Below are 18,861 nucleotides of genomic sequence, written 5' to 3' on the forward strand. Positions count from 1 at the left end.
AACGGAGACCATCCATGAACAAGTCCCTGACCCTGATCGCCCTGGCCGCCGCTTCCATCGGCACCGTCCAGGCTGCGGGCACTTCGCTGACCAACACCCAATTCGCCTTCACCGGCGTGAACGGCAACACGACGGTCGGCGGCTGGTCCTTCGTCAGCTTCGTCGACATCGCCGCGGGCACGACGATCTACTTCACCGACACCAACGTGCTGCAGACGACGCCGGCCGCCGGCGTGTTCTCGACGACGGCAGAGACCTTCTGGTCCTGGACGGCCAGCGCCAAGGTGAATGCAGGTACGTCGGTGGCGCTGCTGGGCACGGGCGTCAACGGCCAGTACGCGGCCAAGTCCGGCGCGGCCGGCGGCACTGCCAACGGCTTGGTCGTCAACCTGAACGGCGGCGCGTCAAACATCTCCAGCGGCGGCGACATCCTCTACGCCTTCCTGGCCGCGTCCTATGCGACGAACTACCAGGCCTCGGCCATCACCTTCCTGGGCGCACTTTCCAACCGCGGCACCTACACCTCGTCCGACAATCCCACTGCCGCGACCGGCCTTTCCGGCATCCAACTGCGCGAGTACAAGGTCGACGCCGCGACGGCGACGCGCTACACGCAGTTCACGGCGCAGGTCACGACCAACGACGCGCCTTTCAGCTCGATGGCGCAACTGAAGTCAGCCCTGGCCGTGAACGCCAACTGGACGACCGTCGCCGGGTCCAACTCGACGCCCATCGTCGCCGACGTGCTGGCCGTCACGGCTGTGCCCGAGCCCGAGAGCTACGCGTTGATGCTGGCTGGCCTGGCCGTCATGGGTGCCGTGGCGCGCCGGCGCCTGCGGGGCTGATCAGCGGTAGCGTGCGAGCACCCGCTCCACGCTGCCGTCGCTGACGAGGCGGTCCAGCACCGAGGCCAGCTCGGCGAAGGGCACACCCGAGCGCGGCGAGAAGGCGCAGCGCGCGTCGAACTGGTTGATGACCCAGGCGATGCGCACCGGCGCGTTCGGCTGCTCGCGCAGGAAGAACTGCAGCGAGGTTTTCTCCACGAGTGCATACCGCACCTTGCCCGCGGCCAGCCGCCGCAGGTTGGCCGCCATGCTGGGCACGTCGCTGCGCCTGAACCATTTGCCCAGCGCCTGCTCTGCCCGCGGATAGCTGTAGCCCTGCACCGTGCCCAGGGGCTGGCCGGCGACCTGCTCCAGCGTCTTGAGCGCCGGGGCGTCGGCATGGGCTGCGACGAGGCTGGCATCGGGAATGAGGCCGCGCGTCCAGCGGAAGTCGCCCTGCAGCCATTCCGGCAGCACGAAGCAGACGGCGTCGGCCTCGCCGGCCAGCAGCGCGGCGCTGACGCGCTTGCCCGGCAGCGGCACAAAACTGACCGGGCGGTCCAGGCCGGCTGCAATCAGCTCGCCCAGATCCTTGACCATGCCGCCGACCAGGCGCCCGTTCGCGTCGAACTCGGCGATGGGCAGGGCGTTGTTGGTGGCCGCAACGAATCGCAGCGGGGGTGGTGAAGGCAGCGGCTGCCCCGTCGCCGTGCCCGCGAGCACGGTGGCCAGCAGCAGCGCCGCCAGCCGCCTCACGGTCTGAGCAACTCCAGCAGCCGCTCCAGGCCGCCTGTGTTGATGGCAATGCGTGCCTGCTCGCGCACCTTGGGCTTGGCGTGATAGGCCACCGACAGGCCCGCCGCGCCCATCATGGGCAGGTCGTTGGCGCCGTCGCCGACGGCTATTGATTGGTCGGGCCGGCAGCCAACTGACTCGCAGCTCTGCAGCAGCATCAGGCGCTTTTGCTCGCCGTCGCAGATGTCGCCCCAGTCCTGCATGACGACGCGGCCGGTGAGGGCACCATCGACGATTTCCAGCTCGTTGCTGCGCACGAAGTCCATGCCCAGCTCGGCTGCGACGAAGCGGGTGAAGAAGGTGAAGCCGCCGGAGACGAGCACGAGCTTGAGCCCGGCCGCCTTCAACGCCGCGCACAGCTCGCGCGCACCGGGGTTGAACGTCAGCCGCTCGGCCAGCACGCGGTCCAGCACGGTCGCCGGCACGCCCACGAGCAGGGCCAGGCGGCGGCGCAGGCTGTCCTTGAAGTCGGTGATCTCGCCCCGCATCGCCGCTTCGGTGATGGCGGCGACTTCGGAGCCCTTGCCGGCCAGTGCGGCGATCTCGTCGATGCACTCGATGCTGATCAGCGTCGAATCCATGTCGAAGGCGGCAAGCTTGAAATGGGACAGCGGCGGCAGCGCGGGGCCGTCGCGCAGGACGAGGCCGTCAGAAGCGGGGGAGGTCACGGAGTCAGGATAGGGCAGGCCATCAATGGGCCGCATTATCCCGATGCGCTCATGCGCGGCGCCGGGCAAGCAAAAGCGCGAGACCGCCCAACAGCAGCGCGGCGCTGGCCGGCTCGGGCACGGGCGCCGTCTGCAGGTCGAGCTGGAAGAAGGCCTGGCTCGCCAGTGGCAGGCCGCGCATGTCGATCTGCACGCTGTGAGCGGTGAAGCTCAGCCGTGACGCGTCCAGGCCGGCGATGCCATTGCTCGTCAGCTGTACGCCGGTGATGGCGGTGCCACTGCCGAACAGGGTTTCGAAGCGGAAGTGGTTGACGGCAATGTTGTCGAAGCCGCTGCCCGGGCCGGTGTAGTCATAGCGGACGCTGCTGTCGCCGAAATCCAGGGTCTGGGTCGGCGACGTCAGCACCTGGCAGACCTGGGCGGCGCCCGGGCAGCTCAGCTCGGTGCCGGCGCCGACAAGGACGCTGTCCTGGGTGTGAAAGACGGTTGTGCCGTTGTCGAAGTCATAGCGCAGGTCCACCGTCGTGCCCTGCAGGCCGGCGGCGCTGGCCAGGGTGGGCAGCAGGACTGCAGCAACAAAAGCCAGCTTCTTCATCGTGATGCTCCGGTCGGCAGGGTGGCGCAGTCTAGGCAGGGACGCGGGCGCAGGCAGCCCCTAGCTTGAGACGGTGCAGAGACGCTGGCCGCGCAGAGTCCGCCACGTCCTCAAGCCGTGGAGTTCGCTCATGTCTCGCCTCGCCTCTGTTTCTGTCGCCGGCCTCGCGCTGGCGCTCGCCACGCATGCCGCCGCCTCAGGCCTGAGCCTGCAGGTCGGTGACTTCCATGCCGCCGACTGGAGCCTGGTCCAGATCACCGACGATGGGCCGGCGGACGCCAACATGGTCATCGACGCCAACCTGGGCAACCCGGGCTCGCATTGGGTGATCAGCTATGTCACGCCGAGCAGCCCCGGCCTGTCCAGCTCGATGAACCGGCTGGGCGCCTTCTATACGGCGCTGGCCTACGACCCGGCGCAGTTGGGCGCGCTGCAGAAGCTGGAATTCAGCGCCGACATCCGCGGGCTGTCCAGCAGCTTTGCCTTCGACACGCTTGGCAGCATCCGGCCGGCCCTGATGCAAAACGGCGTGACCTACACCGTCATCGGCAGCGACCTCGTGACTGGCAAGGCAATGATCAAGCCCGACTACCTGTCGCAGCAGTGGTCCTTCGTGGCCGCGGCGGCCGACTGGGTGCCACCGGTGGCCGGGTCCGCGCAGCGCCCCGACTTCAGCGCGGGCGCCCTGCCGATCTACGTGGGCTTCCGCTACACGCTTGGCACCAGTTGCAACAGCGTCAACGGCTGCACCGGCGGCAGCGCCTTCCTCAGCCTGGACAACTTCTCCGCCACGCTGACGCCGGTGCCCGAACCCTCGGCATGGCTGATGTTGGCGGCCGGCATCGGCTTGCTGGTATTGCGCCGCCGCCGCGCTTGACCGCGGGAAGCGCCACGGCACACTGCGCGCCATGCTCAAGCTGCTGGGAGCGCCGGCCTGGCAGGCCGATGCCGCTGAAAGTCTGCCTCTGCCCGCCACACTGCCGGGCTGCCTGCTGATCCATCTGGCCTGCCTGGGCCACTGGGTGGAGCGTGGCCAGCTTGCGGCGCTGTTCTGGCCGGATGCCGAGCGCGAACAGGCCCGGCACCATCTGCGCATCAACTTGCACCGGCTGCGCCAGCTGCTGGCCGGGTTCGGCCAGGCCGATGCCTTGGTGGCCGAGCGGCAGCGCGTCTGTCTTCAGCTGCCGCACGACCTGGCCTTGCTGGAGATGGCCTGCGCCGAGGCCGACGGCGCCGAGCTGCTGGCCCGTCCGGCCATGGCCTGGCTGCAGGGTTTCAGGTTTGCCGGCTTCGACGAGTTCTGGCGCTGGGCCGACGACCATGGCGCGCTGCTGCAACGCCGCTGGGACGAAGCCGCTCGGCGCGCTTTGCAACGCGCCGGCACCGCAGCCTGGCAGGCGCCGCTGCGTGTGCTGCTGGAGCGGGGCGGGGCGCCGCCGACCGAAACCGATCAGGCGCTGTGCGGCCGCGCTGAATGGCTGGGCCAGATCCGCCGCGAGGCCGCGCCGGCGCTGGTGCTGCTGGGCGAGGCCGGCGTGGGCAAGACCAGCGTGCTGAAGGCGGCCTTCCCCGGCGCCCCCGTGCTGCAAGGCCGCGAGGGGCTGGCGGAGATGCCTTACCGGCCCGTCGTCGAACTGCTGCTGCCGCGCCTGGACACGTTGCGCGCGCTGCTGCGCCAGCCCGAGCGCGGCCTGGCCGCCTACCGGTTGGACCTGGCGCGGCTGCTGCCCGAGCTGGCCATCGACGAGCCCCTGCCGCCGCTGGACGCCTTGAGCGCCCGCGCCCGGCTGCTGGAGGGCCTGGCGCGCGTGCTGGAGGCGCTGGGGCCGCTGTTGCTGGTCGATGACCTGCAATGGGTGGACGCGGCCAGCCTGGAGCTGCTGGCCCTGCTGAGCCACCGCGGCCGGCTGCGCTGGCGCGGCGCCGCGCGGGGCGAAGAACTGCCGGCCGAACACCGCGACTGGCTGGCCCGGCAGCAGGACCTGCGCTGCCTGGCGCTGCCGGGGCTGGCGCTGGAGGCTGTGCAGCTGCTGCTGAATCGCGCTGGCCAGAGCGCCGCCGACGCTCCCGCGCTGCTCGCGGCCAGCCACGGCAATGCCTTTGTGCTGGGTGAGCTGCTGCGGGCCCGAGCCGACGGCGCGCCCGTGTCCCCGCGCGTGCACGAGTTGCTGCTGCGGCGCTGGCAGGCCCTGAGCCCGGCAGCGCATGGCCTTGTCGGCGCGGCAGCCGTGCTGGCCCGGCCGCTGCCGCTGGCGGTGCTGGGCAGCGTGGCCGCGGTGCCCGATGCCGAATTGCTGCCCGCGGCCCGGTTGGCGCTGCAGGCCGCGCTGCTGCGCGAAGAGCCCGACGGCGCCCTGCAATGCCGGCATGACCTGGTGCGCGAAGCGGTTCTCGCGGTGCTGCCGGCCTTCGAGGCGCAGGCGCTGCGGCAACGGGCCGCATTGGCGCTGGGCGCGCGCGCGGAAGGCGCCGCCGAGCCCCTGGCCGTGGCCGCGCTGTGGCAGGGCGCCGGCGAGGCGCAGACGGCGCTGGCCTGGTTGCACCGCGGCGCGGCTCAGCAGAAGCTGCGCGGCCGCTACGACGAGGCCCAGGCGTTGTGGCAGCGCGTTGCTGCCGAGTCGCGCGAGCCGGCGCTGGCGCTGCAAGCCCGGCTCAGTCTGGCCGAATGTGCGCTACTGCATGACCTGCCTGCCGGTCGCCAAGCGCTGCAGCAGGTGCTGGAGCTGGCCGGCGCCGTGGCCGACCCGGCGCAGCGCGAGCAGATCGAGGGGCAGGCCCTGGCCGGCTTGATCGACAACGCCGTGTTCTCGGGCGACCTGGCGCATGCCGCCACGCTGGCCGAGCGCCTGCGCCCGCTGCTGCCGCGCCTGCCGCTGGCCGAGCGCTGCAATGCCTGTGAGGTGCTCATCGAGCTGGCCATGCGCGAGCCCGACATCCCGGCCGCCTGGGCGCTGCTGGGCCAGCTGCGCCAACTCGCACCGGCGCGGCCCTCGCTGCTGAGCTACGAAGGCCAGATCCACTGGTTCGGTGGCCAGGTGCGGGCCGCGCGCGATGCCTTCGAGCTGCTGCTGGAGCGCCATCCCGACTACTGTCGGGGCCTGACCATCGAGAGCGACCTGGGCGTGATGCTGCAGGCGCTGGGCGAGCTGGATCGCGCCGAACAGATGGCGCGGCGCAGCCTGCTGAGCTGGCAGGGCGTGGCGCATACCGAGACCTTGTCGCTGCTGATGCTGGGCCTCACGCTGACCAGCGCCGGCCGCTACGGCGAGGCGCGCGGCGTGCTGGACCGCGCGCTGGAGCTGGGCCGCTCGCAAGGTTCGGCCCTGTTCGAGGCCGAGGCGCTGACGCGGCGCGCGCGGTTGTACTGGCAGAGCGGCTGCCTCGATCTTGCTGAAGCCGACTTGGGCTTGGCCGAGCCCTTGCTGGCGAGCAGCCGCGACCCGCTGCGCGTGTCACACCTCGCCTGGCTGCGCGGCCTGCTGCGCGAGGCCCGCGGCCTGCCGCCCGATCCCTCTCTGGCCGAACGCTTGCGTGCGCTGCTGCCACGCAGCCAGCATCCGCTTGTGCATATCCGCCTGGCACGGCTGGAACTGCTGGCCGGCGATGCGGCTGCTGCCGCCCGCCAGGTCGCCGTCGCACGCGACGCCGGCCTGCTGGAGCCGCTGGCCGAGGGACTGCTGCTGCAGGCCGAGGGGTTGCCAGCTCGCGATGCACGGCCCTTGCTGCTGGAGGCGGTGGAGCTGGCGCAGCGCCAGGGCTTTGCCGAGCTGCTGAGCCGCGCCGATGCGGCGCTGCGCGGGCTGGCGCCGGTTCAAGGACGCTAGGGCTCAATCGGTCTTGATCGGCTGGCCCAGCAGTCGCAGCACCTCGCGCACGGCCTGGGCGCGGTCCTGCGGGCTGGAGAGCTGCTTCTCGACACGCAGCTTCTCGTTGCCCACCAGCTTGATGTTGCGGTTCTTCTGCACCAGCTCGATGACGCGCATCGGGTCGATGGGCGGGTTGGGGCGGAAGTTGATGTTGATCAGTGCCGGCGCCGCGTCGATCTTGCTGACGCCATAGGGCTTGGCCAGCACACGCAGGCGGTGGGTGTCGAAGAGGGTCTGGCCCTGCGTGGGCAGCTTGCCGAAGCGGTCGGTGATTTCCTCCAGCATGGCGTCGATCTGCTCGTTCTTCTCGGCCGTGGCCAGGCGCTTGTAGAGGGACAGCCGCACCTGCACGTCGCCGCAGTAGGCATCGGGCAGCAGTGCCGGGGCGTGCAGGTTGATCTCGGTTGTGGCCGCAAAGGGCGACAGCAGGTCGGGCTCGCGGCCGGCCTTGAGGGACCGCACGGCTTCGCTGAGCATGTCGTTGTAGAGCTGGAAGCCCACCTCCATCATGTTGCCGCTCTGGTGCTCGCCCAGCATCTCGCCGGCGCCGCGGATCTCCAGGTCGTGCATCGCCAAATAGAAGCCCGAGCCCAGTTCCTCCATGGCCTGGATGGCGTCCAGGCGCTGCAGGGCTTGCTTGGTCAGGCCCTGCATGTCCGGCACCATCAGGTAGGCATAGGCCTGGTGGTGGGACCGCCCGACGCGGCCGCGCAGCTGGTGCAGCTGGGCCAGGCCGAACTTGTCGGCACGGGCAATGATGATGGTGTTGGCGCTCGGCACGTCGATGCCGGTCTCGATGATGGTCGAGCAGAGCAACAGGTTGTGCTTGCCTGCCACGAACTCGCGCATGACGCGCTCCAGCTCGCGCTCGGGCATCTGGCCGTGGGCGATGACGATGCGCGCCTCGGGCACCAGCTCTTCGAGCTTCTGGCGCCGGTTCTCGATGGTCTCGACCTCGTTGTGCAGGAAATAGACCTGGCCGCCGCGCTTCAACTCGCGCAGCACCGCCTCGCGGATGGTGCCGCTGCTTTCGGCGCGCACAAAGGTCTTGATGGCCAGGCGGCGCTGCGGCGCGGTGGCAATGACGCTGAGGTCGCGCAGGCCTTCCAAGGCCATGCCGAGCGTGCGAGGAATCGGCGTGGCCGTCAGCGTCAGCACGTCGACCTCGGCGCGCATGGCCTTCATCGCCTCCTTGTGGCGCACGCCGAAGCGGTGTTCCTCGTCGATGACGAGCAGGCCGAGGCGGTTGAACTTGACCTCGGCGGACAGCAGCTTGTGCGTGCCCACGACGATGTCCAGCGTCCCGTCGGCAATGCCCTCCATCGCGGCCTTGATCTCCTTGGCCGAGCGGAAGCGGCTCATCTCCGCCACCTTGACCGGCCAGGCGCCAAAGCGGTCGACGATGTTCTGGTAATGCTGCTCGGCCAGCAGCGTGGTGGGCGCCAGGATGGCAACCTGCTTGCCGCCCATCACCGCGACAAAGGCCGCGCGCAGCGCCACCTCGGTCTTGCCAAAGCCCACGTCGCCGCAGACCAGGCGGTCCATGGGCTTGGGGCTGATCATGTCCTGGATGACGGCGTGGATGGCGGCACGCTGGTCGGGCGTTTCCTCGAAGCCGAAGGACGCCGCAAAGGCCTCGTAGTCGTGGCCCGAGTAGCGGAAGGCATGGCCCTCGCGAGCAGCGCGGCGGGCGTAGAGGTTGAGCAGCTCGGCGGCGGTGTCGCGCACCTGCTCGGCGGCCTTGCGCTTGGCCTTCTCCCATTGGCCCGAGCCCAGCTTGTGCAGCGGCGCTTCCTCGGCGCTCACGCCGGTGTAGCGGCCGATCAGGTGCAGCTGGGCCACCGGCACATACAGCGTCGCCTTGTCGGCGTACTCCAGGTGCAGGAACTCCGAACTGCCGTCGCCCACGTCGATGTTGACCAGGCCCTGGTAGCGGCCGATGCCGTGGTTGATGTGCACGACCGGGTCGCCCACCTTCAGCTCGGACAGGTCCTTGATCAGCGCATTGACGTCGCTGACCTGCTCCTGCTTGCGCCGCCGCCGGGTCGTCGGCATCGTCGCGAACAGTTCCGTCTCAGTGAAAAGCTGAACGGGTTGCTGCGCGTCGTTCCAAAAGAATCCCGTCGCCAGCGGCGCGGCGGTTATTGCGTATTTCTCGTCGCCGGCCAGGAACTCGGCCAGGTCCTTGACCGACGGCGGTTCGATCTTGCTGTCGCGCAGCTGCTCCAGCAGGCTCTCGCGGCGGCCTTCGCTCTCGGCCAGCAGCAGCACGCGGTGCGGCGTCGCCTTCAGGTGGGCGGCCAGGCGGGCCAGCGGTTCCTGCACGCCGCGCTCGACGCTGATGTCGGGCAGAGGCCGGGCGAAGTCCACCGGCTCGCCGCCGCGCACCGACAGCACCGCGTGCGGCTTGGTCAGGCCGAAGAAGTCCTCGGCCGTCAGGAAGATCTCTTGCGGCGGCAGCAGCGGCCGCTCGGGGTCGTGCTGCAGGAAACGGTGGCGCTCCTTGGTGTCGGTCCAGAAGCGCTGGATGGCTTCATCCACCTCGCCGTGCAGGGCCAGGCCGGCCTCGCCGCCCAGGTAGTCGAAGACCGTGGCCGTCTGGTCGAAGAACAGTGGCAGGTAGTACTCGATGCCACCTGAGGCGATCCCCTCGCCGATGTCGCGGTAGATGCGCGCTTTGCTCGGGTCGCCGTCCATCTTCTCGCGCCAGCGTTCGCGGAACTTCTTGCGCGCCACCTCGTCCATCGGGAACTCGCGGCCGGGCAGCAGGCGCACCTCGGGCACGGGGTAGAGGCTGCGCTGGCTGTCGGGGTCGAAGGTGCGGATGGAGTCGACCTCGTCACCGAACAGGTCGACGCGATAGGGCACGGCCGAGCCCATCGGGAAGAGGTCGATGAGGCCGCCGCGCACGGCGTACTCGCCAGGCTGCACGACCTGGCTGACGTGGGTGTAGCCAGCCAGCGTGAGCTGGGAGCGCAGCGAGGCCTCGTCCAGGCGCTGCTTCTGCTTGAAGTTGAAGGTGGTGCCGGCCAGGAAGCTGGGCGGCGCGAGGCGCGTCAGCGCGGTCGACGCGGGCATCAGCACCACGTCGATGCTTTTCGTTTTTTTGCTTTGCAGCAGCTCCCACAGCGTGGCCAGGCGCTCGGAGATCAGGTCCTGGTGGGGGCTGAAGCTGTCGTAGGGCAGCGTCTCCCAGTCCGGGAAGACGGCCACCTTGAGCTCGGGCGCGAAGAACTTCAGCTCGTCTTCCAGCCGCTGCGTGTCGCCCGGCTCGGCCGTGAAAATGGCGGCCATGCGCCCGGCGTCGCGCTGCTGCTGCACGAAGCGCGCGAGCAGCAGGGCGTCGGCTGAGCCGACGGGGCGAGGGTGGGTGAACTTCTTGCCCGGCGCAATGGCCGGCAGCGATGGCAGCGTCATGGAGCTCTACAAACGACAACAGCCCCGAAGCGGGGCAGGGGCCTGTTGACACCACGGCGATGGGCCGCGTTGTGACCAGAAAGGCCGCGAGCAAGGCGCAAACCGCAGCCGGGTCGGTCATCCGGCGAGGATTTGCAACGCCGCGCGCGGCCTTTCTGGCCACAACCCTCCGGGAAGGCCAGCTGCCAGGACCACTCTGCGTTGCAGCGCTTGCCCGCACATGAGTGCGGCCGGCGCGCTGCGCCTTGATTGGCCCTGGCGGCTGGCCTTCGCGGCCCATTGCCGTGGTGTTAACAGGCCCGCGATTCTAGGGAAGCCATGCCCTTTGGCTGTCAGCAGGTCTATGGCTAGCATCGCGCCACCTCGAAACTGGAGACCTCATGCGTCGTCGCCTTGCCCTGAGCCTGCTTGTCGCAAGCCTGCCCACCTGGGCCGCTCCCACCGAGAGCGAACGCTTCCACCAATGGCTGGATGCCCAGTGGGAACTGACGCTGCAGCGCCAGCCCATCCTCGCCACGTCCCTCGGCGACCCGCGCTACAACGACCGCCTCATCGACACCACGACCGCGGCCTACCGCGTCCAGGCCAAGCGCGAGTTGCAGGAGCAATTGAAGGCCCTGACCGGTTTCAGCAAGGCCAAACTGGAACCCAGGGACCGCGTCTCCTACAGCATCCTCAGGCTCGACCTGGAGCAGAACCTGGCTGGCGAGCGCTTCCCGGACTGGATGCAGCCCATCAGCCAGATCGGTGGCCTGCCCAGCTTCCTGGCGCAGATGGGCACGGGCCAATCCATCCAGCCCTTCAGGACGACCAAGGACTACGACGACTGGCTCAAGCGCCTGGCTCTGGCGGTGCCCCTGTTCGACGGCAGCATTGCCAATATGCGCGACGGCCTCAAGGCCGGCGTGACCCAGCCGCGCGCGGTCATGGAAAAGGTGCTGCCGCAGCTGACGGCCCTGGCCGTGACCGACCCCGAGAAGAGCTTGTTCTGGGGGCCGATCAAGAACTTCCCCGAGGCTGTGCCCGCCGCCGACCGCGAGCGCATTGCGGCCGAGATGCGCAAGTTGCTGTCGACGGGCGTGTTGCCCGCCTATGCCCGCCTGCTGGCCTTTGTGCGCGACGAGTACATGCCCAAGGCGCGCAAGAGCACGGGCTGGTCGGCCCTGCCCGACGGCAAGGCCTGGTATGCCCACCGTGTGCAGCAGTCCACCACGCTGAAGCTGACACCCGACCAGATCCATGCCATTGGCTTGAAGGAGGTCGCGCGCATCCTCGGCGAGATGGAGGGCGTGCGGAAGGAGGTCGGCTTTCAGGGCGACCTGAAAGGTTTTTTCAAGTACCTGCAGGACGACCCCAGGTTCTACTTCAGCAAGCCGGAGGACCTGCTCAATGGCTACCGCGAGCTGCAGAAGAAGATCAACGGCCTGACGCCCAAGCTCTTCGACATCCAACCCAAGGCCGACTACGAGGTCAAGGAGGTCGAGGCCTTCCGCGCCGAGAGCGCGGCCGGCGCGTCCTACCAGAACGGCACGACCGACGGTTCACGGCCGGGCGTGTTCTACGTCAACACCTTCAACCTGAAGGCCCAGCCCATCTTCGGCATGGAGACGCTGTCCCTGCACGAAGCCTCGCCGGGCCACCATTTCCAGATCTCCATCGCGCAGGAAGACACGACGTTGCCGGCCTTCCGCCGCTTCGGCAGCAACTACACGGCTTATGTGGAAGGCTGGGCGCTGTATTCGGAGAGCTTGGGCAAGGAGCTGGGCCTCTTCACCGACCCCTATCAGTGGTACGGCCGTCTGTCGGACGAGCAGCTGCGCGCCATGCGCCTGGTGGTGGACACGGGCCTGCATGCCAAGGGCTGGACGAGGGAGCGGGCCATTCGGTTCATGCTCGACAACTCCTCCATGGCCGAGAGCGACGTCGTCTCCGAAGTCGAGCGCTACATCGTCTGGCCCGGCCAGGCGCTGGGCTACAAGATCGGCCAGCTGGAGATCACCAAGCTGCGTGCCGAGGCGACACAGGCGCTCGGGCCGAAGTTCGACGTCAAGGGCTTCCACCGCGTCGTGCTGACCGCCGGCCAGGTGCCGCTGCCGGTGCTGCGCGAGTTGGTCATGGAGTGGGTCGCCAAGCAGCGCTGAGCGCGGCGGCGGATCTCCGCCAGCGGCGGCTGCGCGGCGTCATGCTCGGCGGAAATCCGCCGAAGTGACGGGGGCGTGCATCGCGCGCCACCCTGGCGCACGGCCACGCACGGTCTTGGCACGCAAGCTGCTCATCCTGGGGCACACAACCCAGGAGACAAGCCCCATGTCAGCGATCTTTCCCCCGGCTTCGGCCGCTGCGGCAGCGCCCGACCGCATCGAGTTCAGCCGCCTGAAGGCCATCCTCGTCGGCTCCCTCGGCAACCTCGTCGAGTGGTACGACTTCTACTGCTACGCGGCCTTCTCGCTCTACTTCTCGTCGTCCTTCTTCCCATCATCCGATCCGGTGGCCCAGTCGATGTCGACGGCGGCCATCTTCGCGTTGGGCTTCTTCATCCGGCCCGTCGGCGGCCTGCTGTTCGGCTACATCGGCGACCGCCACGGCCGGCGCCTGGCGCTGATGGCCTCGGTGCTGCTGATGTGCGGCGGCTCGCTGCTGATCGCCTGCTCGCCCACCTACGCGGCCGTCGGCGTCTGGGCACCGGCCATCCTGCTGTTCGCGCGCTTGCTGCAGGGCCTGAGCCTGGGTGGCGAGTACGGCTCCAGCGCCACCTATCTGTCGGAGATGGCGACGTCCAAGCACCGCGGCTTCTATGCCAGCTTCCAGTACGTGACGCTGATCGGTGGCCAGCTGACGGCGCTCGTCGTGCTGCTGGTGCTGCAGAACTTCGTGCTCGACGCCGCCCAGCTCAAGGCCTGGGGCTGGCGCATCCCCTTCTTCATCGGCGCGCTGCTGGCCATCGTGGCGCTGGTCATGCGGTCCGACCTGCCCGAGACCCAGGCCTTCCAGGCTGAGAAGAAGCGCAACAAGGACCGCATGGGTGGCTTCAAGCTGCTGCTGCAGCACCCGCGCGAATGCCTCATCGTCATCGGCCTGACCATGGGCGGCACGCTGGCCTTCTACGTCTACACGACCTATATGCAGAAGTTCCTGAAGCTGTCGGTGGGCCTCACCGACGCGCAGACCACGGCCGTGTCCGCCGCCAGCCTGGTGTTCGCGGCCCTGCTGCAGCCAATCTACGGCGCGCTGTCGGACCGCATCGGCCGCAAGCCGCTGCTGCTGGGCTTTGCGGTGCTGGGCACGATCTTCACGGTGCCGCTGCTGACGGCGCTGCGCCACGCCCAGGGGCCGTGGGAAGCCTTTGGCCTGATCGCGTGTGCCTGGCTCATCGTCAGCGGCTACACCTCCATCAACGCGGTCGTGAAGGCCGAGCTCTTCCCCGCTTCCATCCGCGCCACCGGTGTCGGCGTGCCCTATGCCATCGCCGTGTCGGTCTTCGGCGGCACCGCCGAGTACATCGCACTGTGGTTCAAGCAGCAGGGCATGGAGAGCGGCTTCTATTGGTACGCTACCGCGGTGATCGCCTGCTCGCTGCTCGTCTATCTGTTGATGCGTGACACGCGCCAACACTCAAGGATCGATGCCGAAGCTGCCCACCACTGACGCAAACAAGCCGGCCCGCTGGCGACGCAGTCTCGGGCTGTTGTTGCTGGTGGTGCTGGGCGGCGCAGCGGTCGCGTACGCGGCCTGGCGGCTGTCGCTGGACCTGGCGCTGGCCCAGACCCGTGACGACGCGCAGCGCCATCTGCGCTTTGTCGCGCACGAGCTGACCGGCGCGCTGGACAAGTACGAGGTCGTGCCGCAGGTGCTGGCGCGCCATCCGGCGCTGGCCGGGTTGCTGGCCGTGCCGTCATCCCAGGCACGCGCGGCGGAAGTCAACGTGTTGCTCGAAGGCGTTGCGCAAGACGCCTCCGCAGCGGCCATCTTCCTGATCGACGCGCAGGGCCTGACGCTGGCCGCCAGCAACTGGCGTGAGCCGCAGACCTTTGTCGGCCAGAACTACGCCTACCGGCCTTACTTCCGCGACGCGATGGCGCAGGGCGGCGGCCACTTCTATGCGCGCGGCTCGACGACCGGCACGCCGGGCTACTTCATCGCCCACCGGCTGTCCGGCCCCACGGCGGGCGTCGTCGTGCTGAAGGTGTCGCTCGACGAGATGGAGGCCAACTGGGCGCGCAGCGCTGGCGAGCTGATGCTGGCCGATGCGCGCGGCGTGGTTTTCCTGGCCAGCCGGCCGGAATGGAAGTACCGCACGCTGCAGCCGCTGTCCGATGCCACGCGCAAAGAGCTGCACGACACGCAGCAATACGGCGACCTGCCGCTGCCTGCGCTGGGGCGCGAGCCCTCACGCGCGGCGACCGAACTGCGCATCGAGCGCATCGCCACGGCGGCTGCCAAGCTGCGCGCCCTCGTCACCGAGCAGCCGGTGCAGGGGCGCGGCTGGACGCTGCTGTCTTTCACCGAGATCCGCGGTGCGGAGCAGATCGCCGCCGGCCGTGCCTGGGCTGCCGCCTTGGGCTGGGTATCGCTGTTGCTGACCTTGGCCTACCTGCAGCTGCGCCGCCGCCGCGCCCGTGAGCGCCTGGCCGCCCAGGGCGCACTGCGTGCCGCCTACGACAGCCTGGAGACGCGCATCGCCGAGCGCACACGCGAGCTGCAGGCGCGCGTGGACGAACTTCATCGCACCGAGCTGACGCTGCGCGCCACGCAGGACGACCTCGTGCAGGCCGGCAAGCTCGCCGTGCTGGGCCAGATGGCCGCCAGCATCACGCACGAGATCAACCAGCCGCTGGCGGCGCTGCGGGCGCTGAACGACAACGCCCGCGTCTTCCTCGAACGCGGCATGCAGGCCGATGCTGAGACCAATCTGCAGTCCATTGACAGCCTGACCCAGCGCATCGCCGCCATCGTCGGCCAGCTCAAGGGCTTTGCCCGCCGCGACGAGTTGCGCGTACACCCGGTGGTGGTGGCGGAAGCCTTTCAGGCCGCGGTGGCCCTGGTCAGCGCTGAAGCGCGCCGCCAGCGCGTCAGGCTCGATTGCCTGCCCGTGCCCGAAGGCCTGGCCGTGCTGGGCCAGCAGGTGCGCATCGAGCAGGTGCTCGTCAACCTGCTGCGCAACGGCATCGACGCCAGCGCCGAGAAGGGCGGCGGCACGGTAACGCTGCAGGCCGAGGTCGATGCCGGCCAGGCGCTGCTGCGCGTGAGCGACGACGGCTCCGGGCTGAGCGACGATGTGCAGGCGCGCCTCTTCGAGCCTTTCTTCACGACCAAGCGCCGCGGTGACGGCCTGGGGCTGGGGCTGTCCATCTCGGCTTCCATCGCCAACGCGCTGGGTGGCTCGCTGCAGGGCGGCAATCGACCCGAGGGTGGGGCGCAGTTCATCCTCAGGCTGCCCATCACACAATCGCCGCATGGCCGCGCCTGAACCTACCGATGTGCTGCTCGTCGAAGACGACGAGCAGGTGCGCCTGGCCACGGCCCAGAGCCTGCGCCTGGCCGACCTGCGGTGTCACGGCGTGGAGTCCGCCGAGGCGGCGCGCGCCTGGCTGCAGCCGGGCTTTGCTGGCATCGTCGTCTGCGATGTGCAACTGCCCGGCGACAGCGGCCTCTCATTGCTGCAGCGCCTGCGCGAGCAGGACCCCGAGCTGCCCGTCATCCTCGTCACCGGCCACGGCGACATCGGCATGGCGGTGGAAGCGATGCGCGATGGCGCTTGGGATTTCATCGAGAAACCCTTCTCGGCGGAGCATCTCGTCGAGGTCGTGCGCCGCGCGCTGGCCCAGCGCCGCCTGGTGCTGGAAAACCGGCGGCTGAAGGCCCAGCTTGCCGGCGGACCCGCCGACGGCTTGCTGGGAGCGAGTGCCGCGATGGAGCAACTGCGCACGCTGATCGCCACCCTCGGTCCGGCACGTGTAGACGTGCTCATCCATGGCGAGACCGGTGCCGGCAAGGAGGTCGTCGCCCGCGCCCTGCACGCGGCCAGTGGCGCGACCGGTCCTTTTGTCGCCATCAACTGCGGCGCCCTGCCCGAGAGTGTGTTCGAGTCCGAGATCTTCGGCGCCGAGGCCGGGGCCTACACGGGAGCGGCCAGGCGCCGCATCGGCAAGCTGGAGTTTGCTGGCGACGGCACCGTCTTCCTCGACGAGATCGAGTCCATGCCGCTGGCGCTACAGGTCAAGATGCTGCGTGTGCTGCAGGAGCGCAGCGTCGAGCGCCTGGGCGCCAACACGGCCGTGCCGCTGGCCTGCCGCGTCGTCGCCGCGACCAAGGTGGATCTGCTGGAGCTGGCGAGGGAAGGGCGCTTTCGCGAGGACCTGTTCTACCGCCTGGACGTGGCCAGCATCGCGCTGCCGCCGCTGCGCCAGCGCCGCGAGGACATCCCGCTGCTGCTGAGCCACTTCTGCGCCCAGGCTGGCGAACGCCTGCAGCGGCCGGTGCCGGCCTGGAGCGCCGCCCAGCTGGCGGCTTGGGCAGCGCGCGACTGGCCCGGCAATGTGCGCGAGCTGCGCAACTTTGCCGAGCGCTGGGTGCTGGGCCTGGTCAGCGAAGCCACACCGCCCAGGTTGCCGACGCCCAGCGAGCCCGCCGCCCTGCCGCAAGCGCCGCTGGACGAGGCGCTGGCTGCCGTCGAGCGGCAGTGGATCGTGCAGGCCTTGCAGGAGAGCGGCGGCAATATCGCCAAGGCCGGCGAACGCCTGGGCCTGGCGCGCAAGACCCTGCACGACCGCATCCGCCGCCTCGGGCTGGACGCCGACGCCTATCGCTCGAGCTGAGGCGCGCCGGCACCGCCAAGCAGTTCCGCGTCGTGCACATCAGCCCGCATGGCGATGGCGGTGCCCGCTTCGAGATGGCGCGCATCGCTTTGGGCAACTAGAAGCGGCTGGCCCTGGTCAGTCCTTGCCGCCATCCAGCAGGGCATCGCGCAGCTGCGTGTCGGCCGGCGAATCGCCGAACCAGATGCGCAGCACCAGCGTGAAGAACTCGTCGTCGCCGACCGGCTCGCCCTGGGCCTGGCCGGAGATGTAGAACTGCGTCCCCTTGCCCGGCACGAAGTCCATCGCGAAGGTGTCGCCGGGCAACAGCTTGGGCTTGCCCGAGAAGATCTCGATGAGCCGGTTCGTGGCCAGGGTGTGCCGCGTCAACTGCTGGCTGGGCGTGTTGTCGCTGATGCCACGCAGGAAGAGCCGGCCCAGGTCGGTGCCGGGCAGTTCACGCAGTGCAGTGAACTGCAGCCGCTTGGCGCCCGGCAGCGCAAACAGCTCTGCCGCCGTGCTGACATGCTTGCTCGTGTACAGGCCCATGTCGTAGGCCTTGAACACGAGGCGCACGCGCGTGCCCTTGCCATTGAGCTGCAGCGTGCTGCCGCCCAACTGGGCCGTGGGCGCGAACTTGCTGACCGTGGGCGCGGCCGTGGCTTGCAGGCACAGGGCCGTGCCGGCGATCAAAGCGGCGCCGCGGGCGCGCGCCACCAGCATCTGAAGCTGAGTCATGTCTCTCCTCCAAGTGGAATGTCTTCTCGCACCGGGCTGTCCGGTGTGGCGTCGGCATTCTGCGGGCAGGAGGTGACACCGTTGTCACCGCTGGAGGCCTCAGCCTTCGGATTTCAAGCGTGAATCCTCACGACCCGCGCCGGCCGGCCGACGGCCTCGCGGGCGCGCAATTGGCCGCACCCGCCTTCCACGTCCTGGCCGGCCGAGTCGCGCAACTTGGTCAGCACGCCGCGTGCGCTCAATTCAGCGGCGATGGCCCGGGCGCGTTCCCAACTCGGCCGCGTGAAGGGCAGGCCTTCGGCGCTGTTGAAGGGGATCATGTTCAACAGGCCATAGCGGCCCTTGAGCAGGCGCACGATGCCGTCCAGCTCCTCGGGGCCGTCGTTGACGCCATCCAGCAGCGTCCACTGGTACTGGATGGGATAGCCGCTGGATCGCGCATAGGCGTCGGCCGCCTCGACGAGTTCCTCGGGCGTGAGCCGTGGTGCGCGCGGCAGCAGCTCGGCGCGCTTGGCGGCGTCGGTCGTGTGCAGGGACAGCGCCAGGGCCGGCTTCACCTCGGCCTCGTTCAGCGCGGCGAAGGCGCGCTCATCGCCCACCGTCGAGAACACCAGCTGCTTGTGCGCGAAGCCACCCTCGCGGCCCAGCAGCGTGATCGCATCCAACACGTTGGCCAGGTTGTGCGAGGGTTCGCCCATGCCCATGAAGACGACCTTGCGCAGTTTGAGGTTCTTGCGCCGGGCCAGCACCACCTGGGCCACGATCTCGGCACTGCCGACCTGGCGGATCAGCCCGTCCACGCCCGTCATGCAGAAGCGGCAACCCACGGCGCAGCCCACCTGGCTGGACACGCAGACGCCGTCGCGTGGCAGCAGCACGGTCTCCACCGTCTGGCCGTCGCTCAGGCCCAGCAGCAGCCGGGCCGATTGGCCGTCGCCGCCGGCATGCTCGCTGCGCAGCGTGACCAGCCCGTCCAGCTCTTGCATCAGGTCCGGCAGCACCGCCATGACTGCCTTGGGCAGGAAGCCCTGCAGCGGCCGCTTACCGCCGTCCAGCGGCAGGCTGTGCACCCAATGGCGCAGCACGCGGTTTTCGTGGTCGGGGTTGGCGCCGAGCGCACGCAGGCGCTGGCGGAGGTCGGCAATCAGCATGGGAACGGAGGTG

At 69.3% G+C, this 18,861-nt stretch carries 13 protein-coding genes; 7 read left to right on the forward strand and 6 right to left on the reverse strand.

What is annotated here, in order from left to right; translation table 11 throughout:
* Window positions 1-14 precede the first annotated feature (14 nt).
* The gene (locus tag ACXJKM_RS01520; RefSeq protein ID WP_457349793.1) at window positions 15-845 is read left to right on the forward strand and encodes a PEP-CTERM sorting domain-containing protein; all 831 of its coding nucleotides are present in this window, start codon (window positions 15-17) and stop codon (window positions 843-845) included.
* Here the strand turns inward: ACXJKM_RS01520 and ACXJKM_RS01525 are convergent, their stop codons facing one another.
* From ACXJKM_RS01525 to ACXJKM_RS01535, 3 genes are read right to left on the reverse strand one after another with little or no spacing between them, the layout of a single operon-like run.
* Window positions 846-1,580: a substrate-binding periplasmic protein gene (locus ACXJKM_RS01525; protein WP_457349795.1), complete on the reverse strand. Its 735-nt coding sequence runs from the start codon at window positions 1,578-1,580 to the stop codon at window positions 846-848.
* Window positions 1,577-2,323, reverse strand: a complete 747-nt coding sequence (gene serB / locus ACXJKM_RS01530) for a phosphoserine phosphatase SerB (protein ID WP_457349797.1) — start codon at window positions 2,321-2,323, stop codon at window positions 1,577-1,579. Before serB ends, ACXJKM_RS01525 begins: the two co-directional genes overlap by 4 nt.
* 13 nt (window positions 2,324-2,336) lie before the next feature.
* A complete protein-coding gene (locus ACXJKM_RS01535) occupies window positions 2,337-2,882 on the reverse strand; it encodes a PEP-CTERM sorting domain-containing protein (protein ID WP_457349799.1) in 546 nt (181 codons plus the stop codon).
* A gap of 130 nt (window positions 2,883-3,012) precedes the next feature.
* On the opposite strand from ACXJKM_RS01535, the gene ACXJKM_RS01540 reads away from it, so the two are divergent.
* A complete protein-coding gene (locus ACXJKM_RS01540) occupies window positions 3,013-3,759 on the forward strand; it encodes a PEP-CTERM sorting domain-containing protein (RefSeq protein WP_457349801.1) in 747 nt (248 codons plus the stop codon).
* Between the two features lie 31 nt (window positions 3,760-3,790).
* Window positions 3,791-6,706 carry an AAA family ATPase gene (locus ACXJKM_RS01545; protein WP_457349803.1) on the forward strand — a complete coding sequence of 972 codons (2,916 nt, stop codon included), beginning with the start codon at window positions 3,791-3,793 and terminating at the stop codon, window positions 6,704-6,706.
* Window positions 6,707-6,709: 3 nt separating this feature from the next.
* Here the strand turns inward: ACXJKM_RS01545 and mfd are convergent, their stop codons facing one another.
* Window positions 6,710-10,165 (reverse strand): transcription-repair coupling factor, encoded by a 3,456-nt coding sequence (gene mfd / locus ACXJKM_RS01550; RefSeq protein WP_457349805.1) that lies wholly within the window; start codon window positions 10,163-10,165, stop codon window positions 6,710-6,712.
* Window positions 10,166-10,545: 380 nt separating this feature from the next.
* On the opposite strand from mfd, the gene ACXJKM_RS01555 reads away from it, so the two are divergent.
* The 4 genes from ACXJKM_RS01555 to ACXJKM_RS01570 all read left to right on the forward strand — a co-directional run bounded on the left by ACXJKM_RS01555 (window position 10,546) and on the right by ACXJKM_RS01570 (window position 16,980).
* Window positions 10,546-12,306, forward strand: a complete 1,761-nt coding sequence (locus ACXJKM_RS01555) for a DUF885 domain-containing protein (RefSeq protein ID WP_457349807.1) — start codon at window positions 10,546-10,548, stop codon at window positions 12,304-12,306.
* A gap of 166 nt (window positions 12,307-12,472) precedes the next feature.
* Window positions 12,473-13,810, forward strand: a complete 1,338-nt coding sequence (locus tag ACXJKM_RS01560; RefSeq protein ID WP_457349809.1) for an MFS transporter — start codon at window positions 12,473-12,475, stop codon at window positions 13,808-13,810.
* Window positions 13,788-15,632 (forward strand): ATP-binding protein, encoded by a 1,845-nt coding sequence (locus ACXJKM_RS01565; RefSeq protein WP_457349811.1) that lies wholly within the window; start codon window positions 13,788-13,790, stop codon window positions 15,630-15,632. The genes ACXJKM_RS01560 and ACXJKM_RS01565 overlap by 23 nt, the downstream gene beginning before the upstream one ends.
* Entirely contained in the window at window positions 15,619-16,980 is a 1,362-nt protein-coding gene (locus ACXJKM_RS01570) for a sigma-54-dependent transcriptional regulator (RefSeq protein WP_457349813.1), read from the forward strand. The genes ACXJKM_RS01565 and ACXJKM_RS01570 overlap by 14 nt, the downstream gene beginning before the upstream one ends.
* Before the next feature lie 117 nt (window positions 16,981-17,097).
* Here the strand turns inward: ACXJKM_RS01570 and ACXJKM_RS01575 are convergent, their stop codons facing one another.
* Complete coding sequence (locus ACXJKM_RS01575; RefSeq protein WP_056197960.1) at window positions 17,098-17,697, reverse strand: chalcone isomerase family protein; 600 nt, start codon at window positions 17,695-17,697, stop codon at window positions 17,098-17,100.
* A gap of 113 nt (window positions 17,698-17,810) precedes the next feature.
* Window positions 17,811-18,848, reverse strand: coding sequence for an RNA methyltransferase (locus tag ACXJKM_RS01580; protein ID WP_457349815.1), 1,038 nt, complete (start codon window positions 18,846-18,848; stop codon window positions 17,811-17,813).
* Window positions 18,849-18,861 lie beyond the last annotated feature (13 nt).

This window comes from Roseateles sp. P5_D6 (genome assembly GCF_054049415.1).

Bases quoted from the DNA above. Each gene is read 5' to 3' on its own strand.
- ACXJKM_RS01520 (WP_457349793.1), top strand. From the start codon at position 15: ATGAACAAGTCCCTGACCCTGATCGCCCTGGCCGCCGCTTCCATCGGC.
- serB (WP_457349797.1), bottom strand. From the start codon at position 2,323: ATGCGGCCCATTGATGGCCTGCCCTATCCTGACTCCGTGACCTCCCCC.
- ACXJKM_RS01535 (WP_457349799.1), bottom strand. From the start codon at position 2,882: ATGAAGAAGCTGGCTTTTGTTGCTGCAGTCCTGCTGCCCACCCTGGCC.
- ACXJKM_RS01540 (WP_457349801.1), top strand. From the start codon at position 3,013: ATGTCTCGCCTCGCCTCTGTTTCTGTCGCCGGCCTCGCGCTGGCGCTC.
- ACXJKM_RS01545 (WP_457349803.1), top strand. From the start codon at position 3,791: ATGCTCAAGCTGCTGGGAGCGCCGGCCTGGCAGGCCGATGCCGCTGAA.
- mfd (WP_457349805.1), bottom strand. From the start codon at position 10,165: ATGACGCTGCCATCGCTGCCGGCCATTGCGCCGGGCAAGAAGTTCACC.
- ACXJKM_RS01555 (WP_457349807.1), top strand. From the start codon at position 10,546: ATGCGTCGTCGCCTTGCCCTGAGCCTGCTTGTCGCAAGCCTGCCCACC.
- ACXJKM_RS01560 (WP_457349809.1), top strand. From the start codon at position 12,473: ATGTCAGCGATCTTTCCCCCGGCTTCGGCCGCTGCGGCAGCGCCCGAC.
- ACXJKM_RS01565 (WP_457349811.1), top strand. From the start codon at position 13,788: ATGCCGAAGCTGCCCACCACTGACGCAAACAAGCCGGCCCGCTGGCGA.
- ACXJKM_RS01570 (WP_457349813.1), top strand. From the start codon at position 15,619: ATGGCCGCGCCTGAACCTACCGATGTGCTGCTCGTCGAAGACGACGAG.
- ACXJKM_RS01575 (WP_056197960.1), bottom strand. From the start codon at position 17,697: ATGACTCAGCTTCAGATGCTGGTGGCGCGCGCCCGCGGCGCCGCTTTG.
- ACXJKM_RS01580 (WP_457349815.1), bottom strand. From the start codon at position 18,848: ATGCTGATTGCCGACCTCCGCCAGCGCCTGCGTGCGCTCGGCGCCAAC.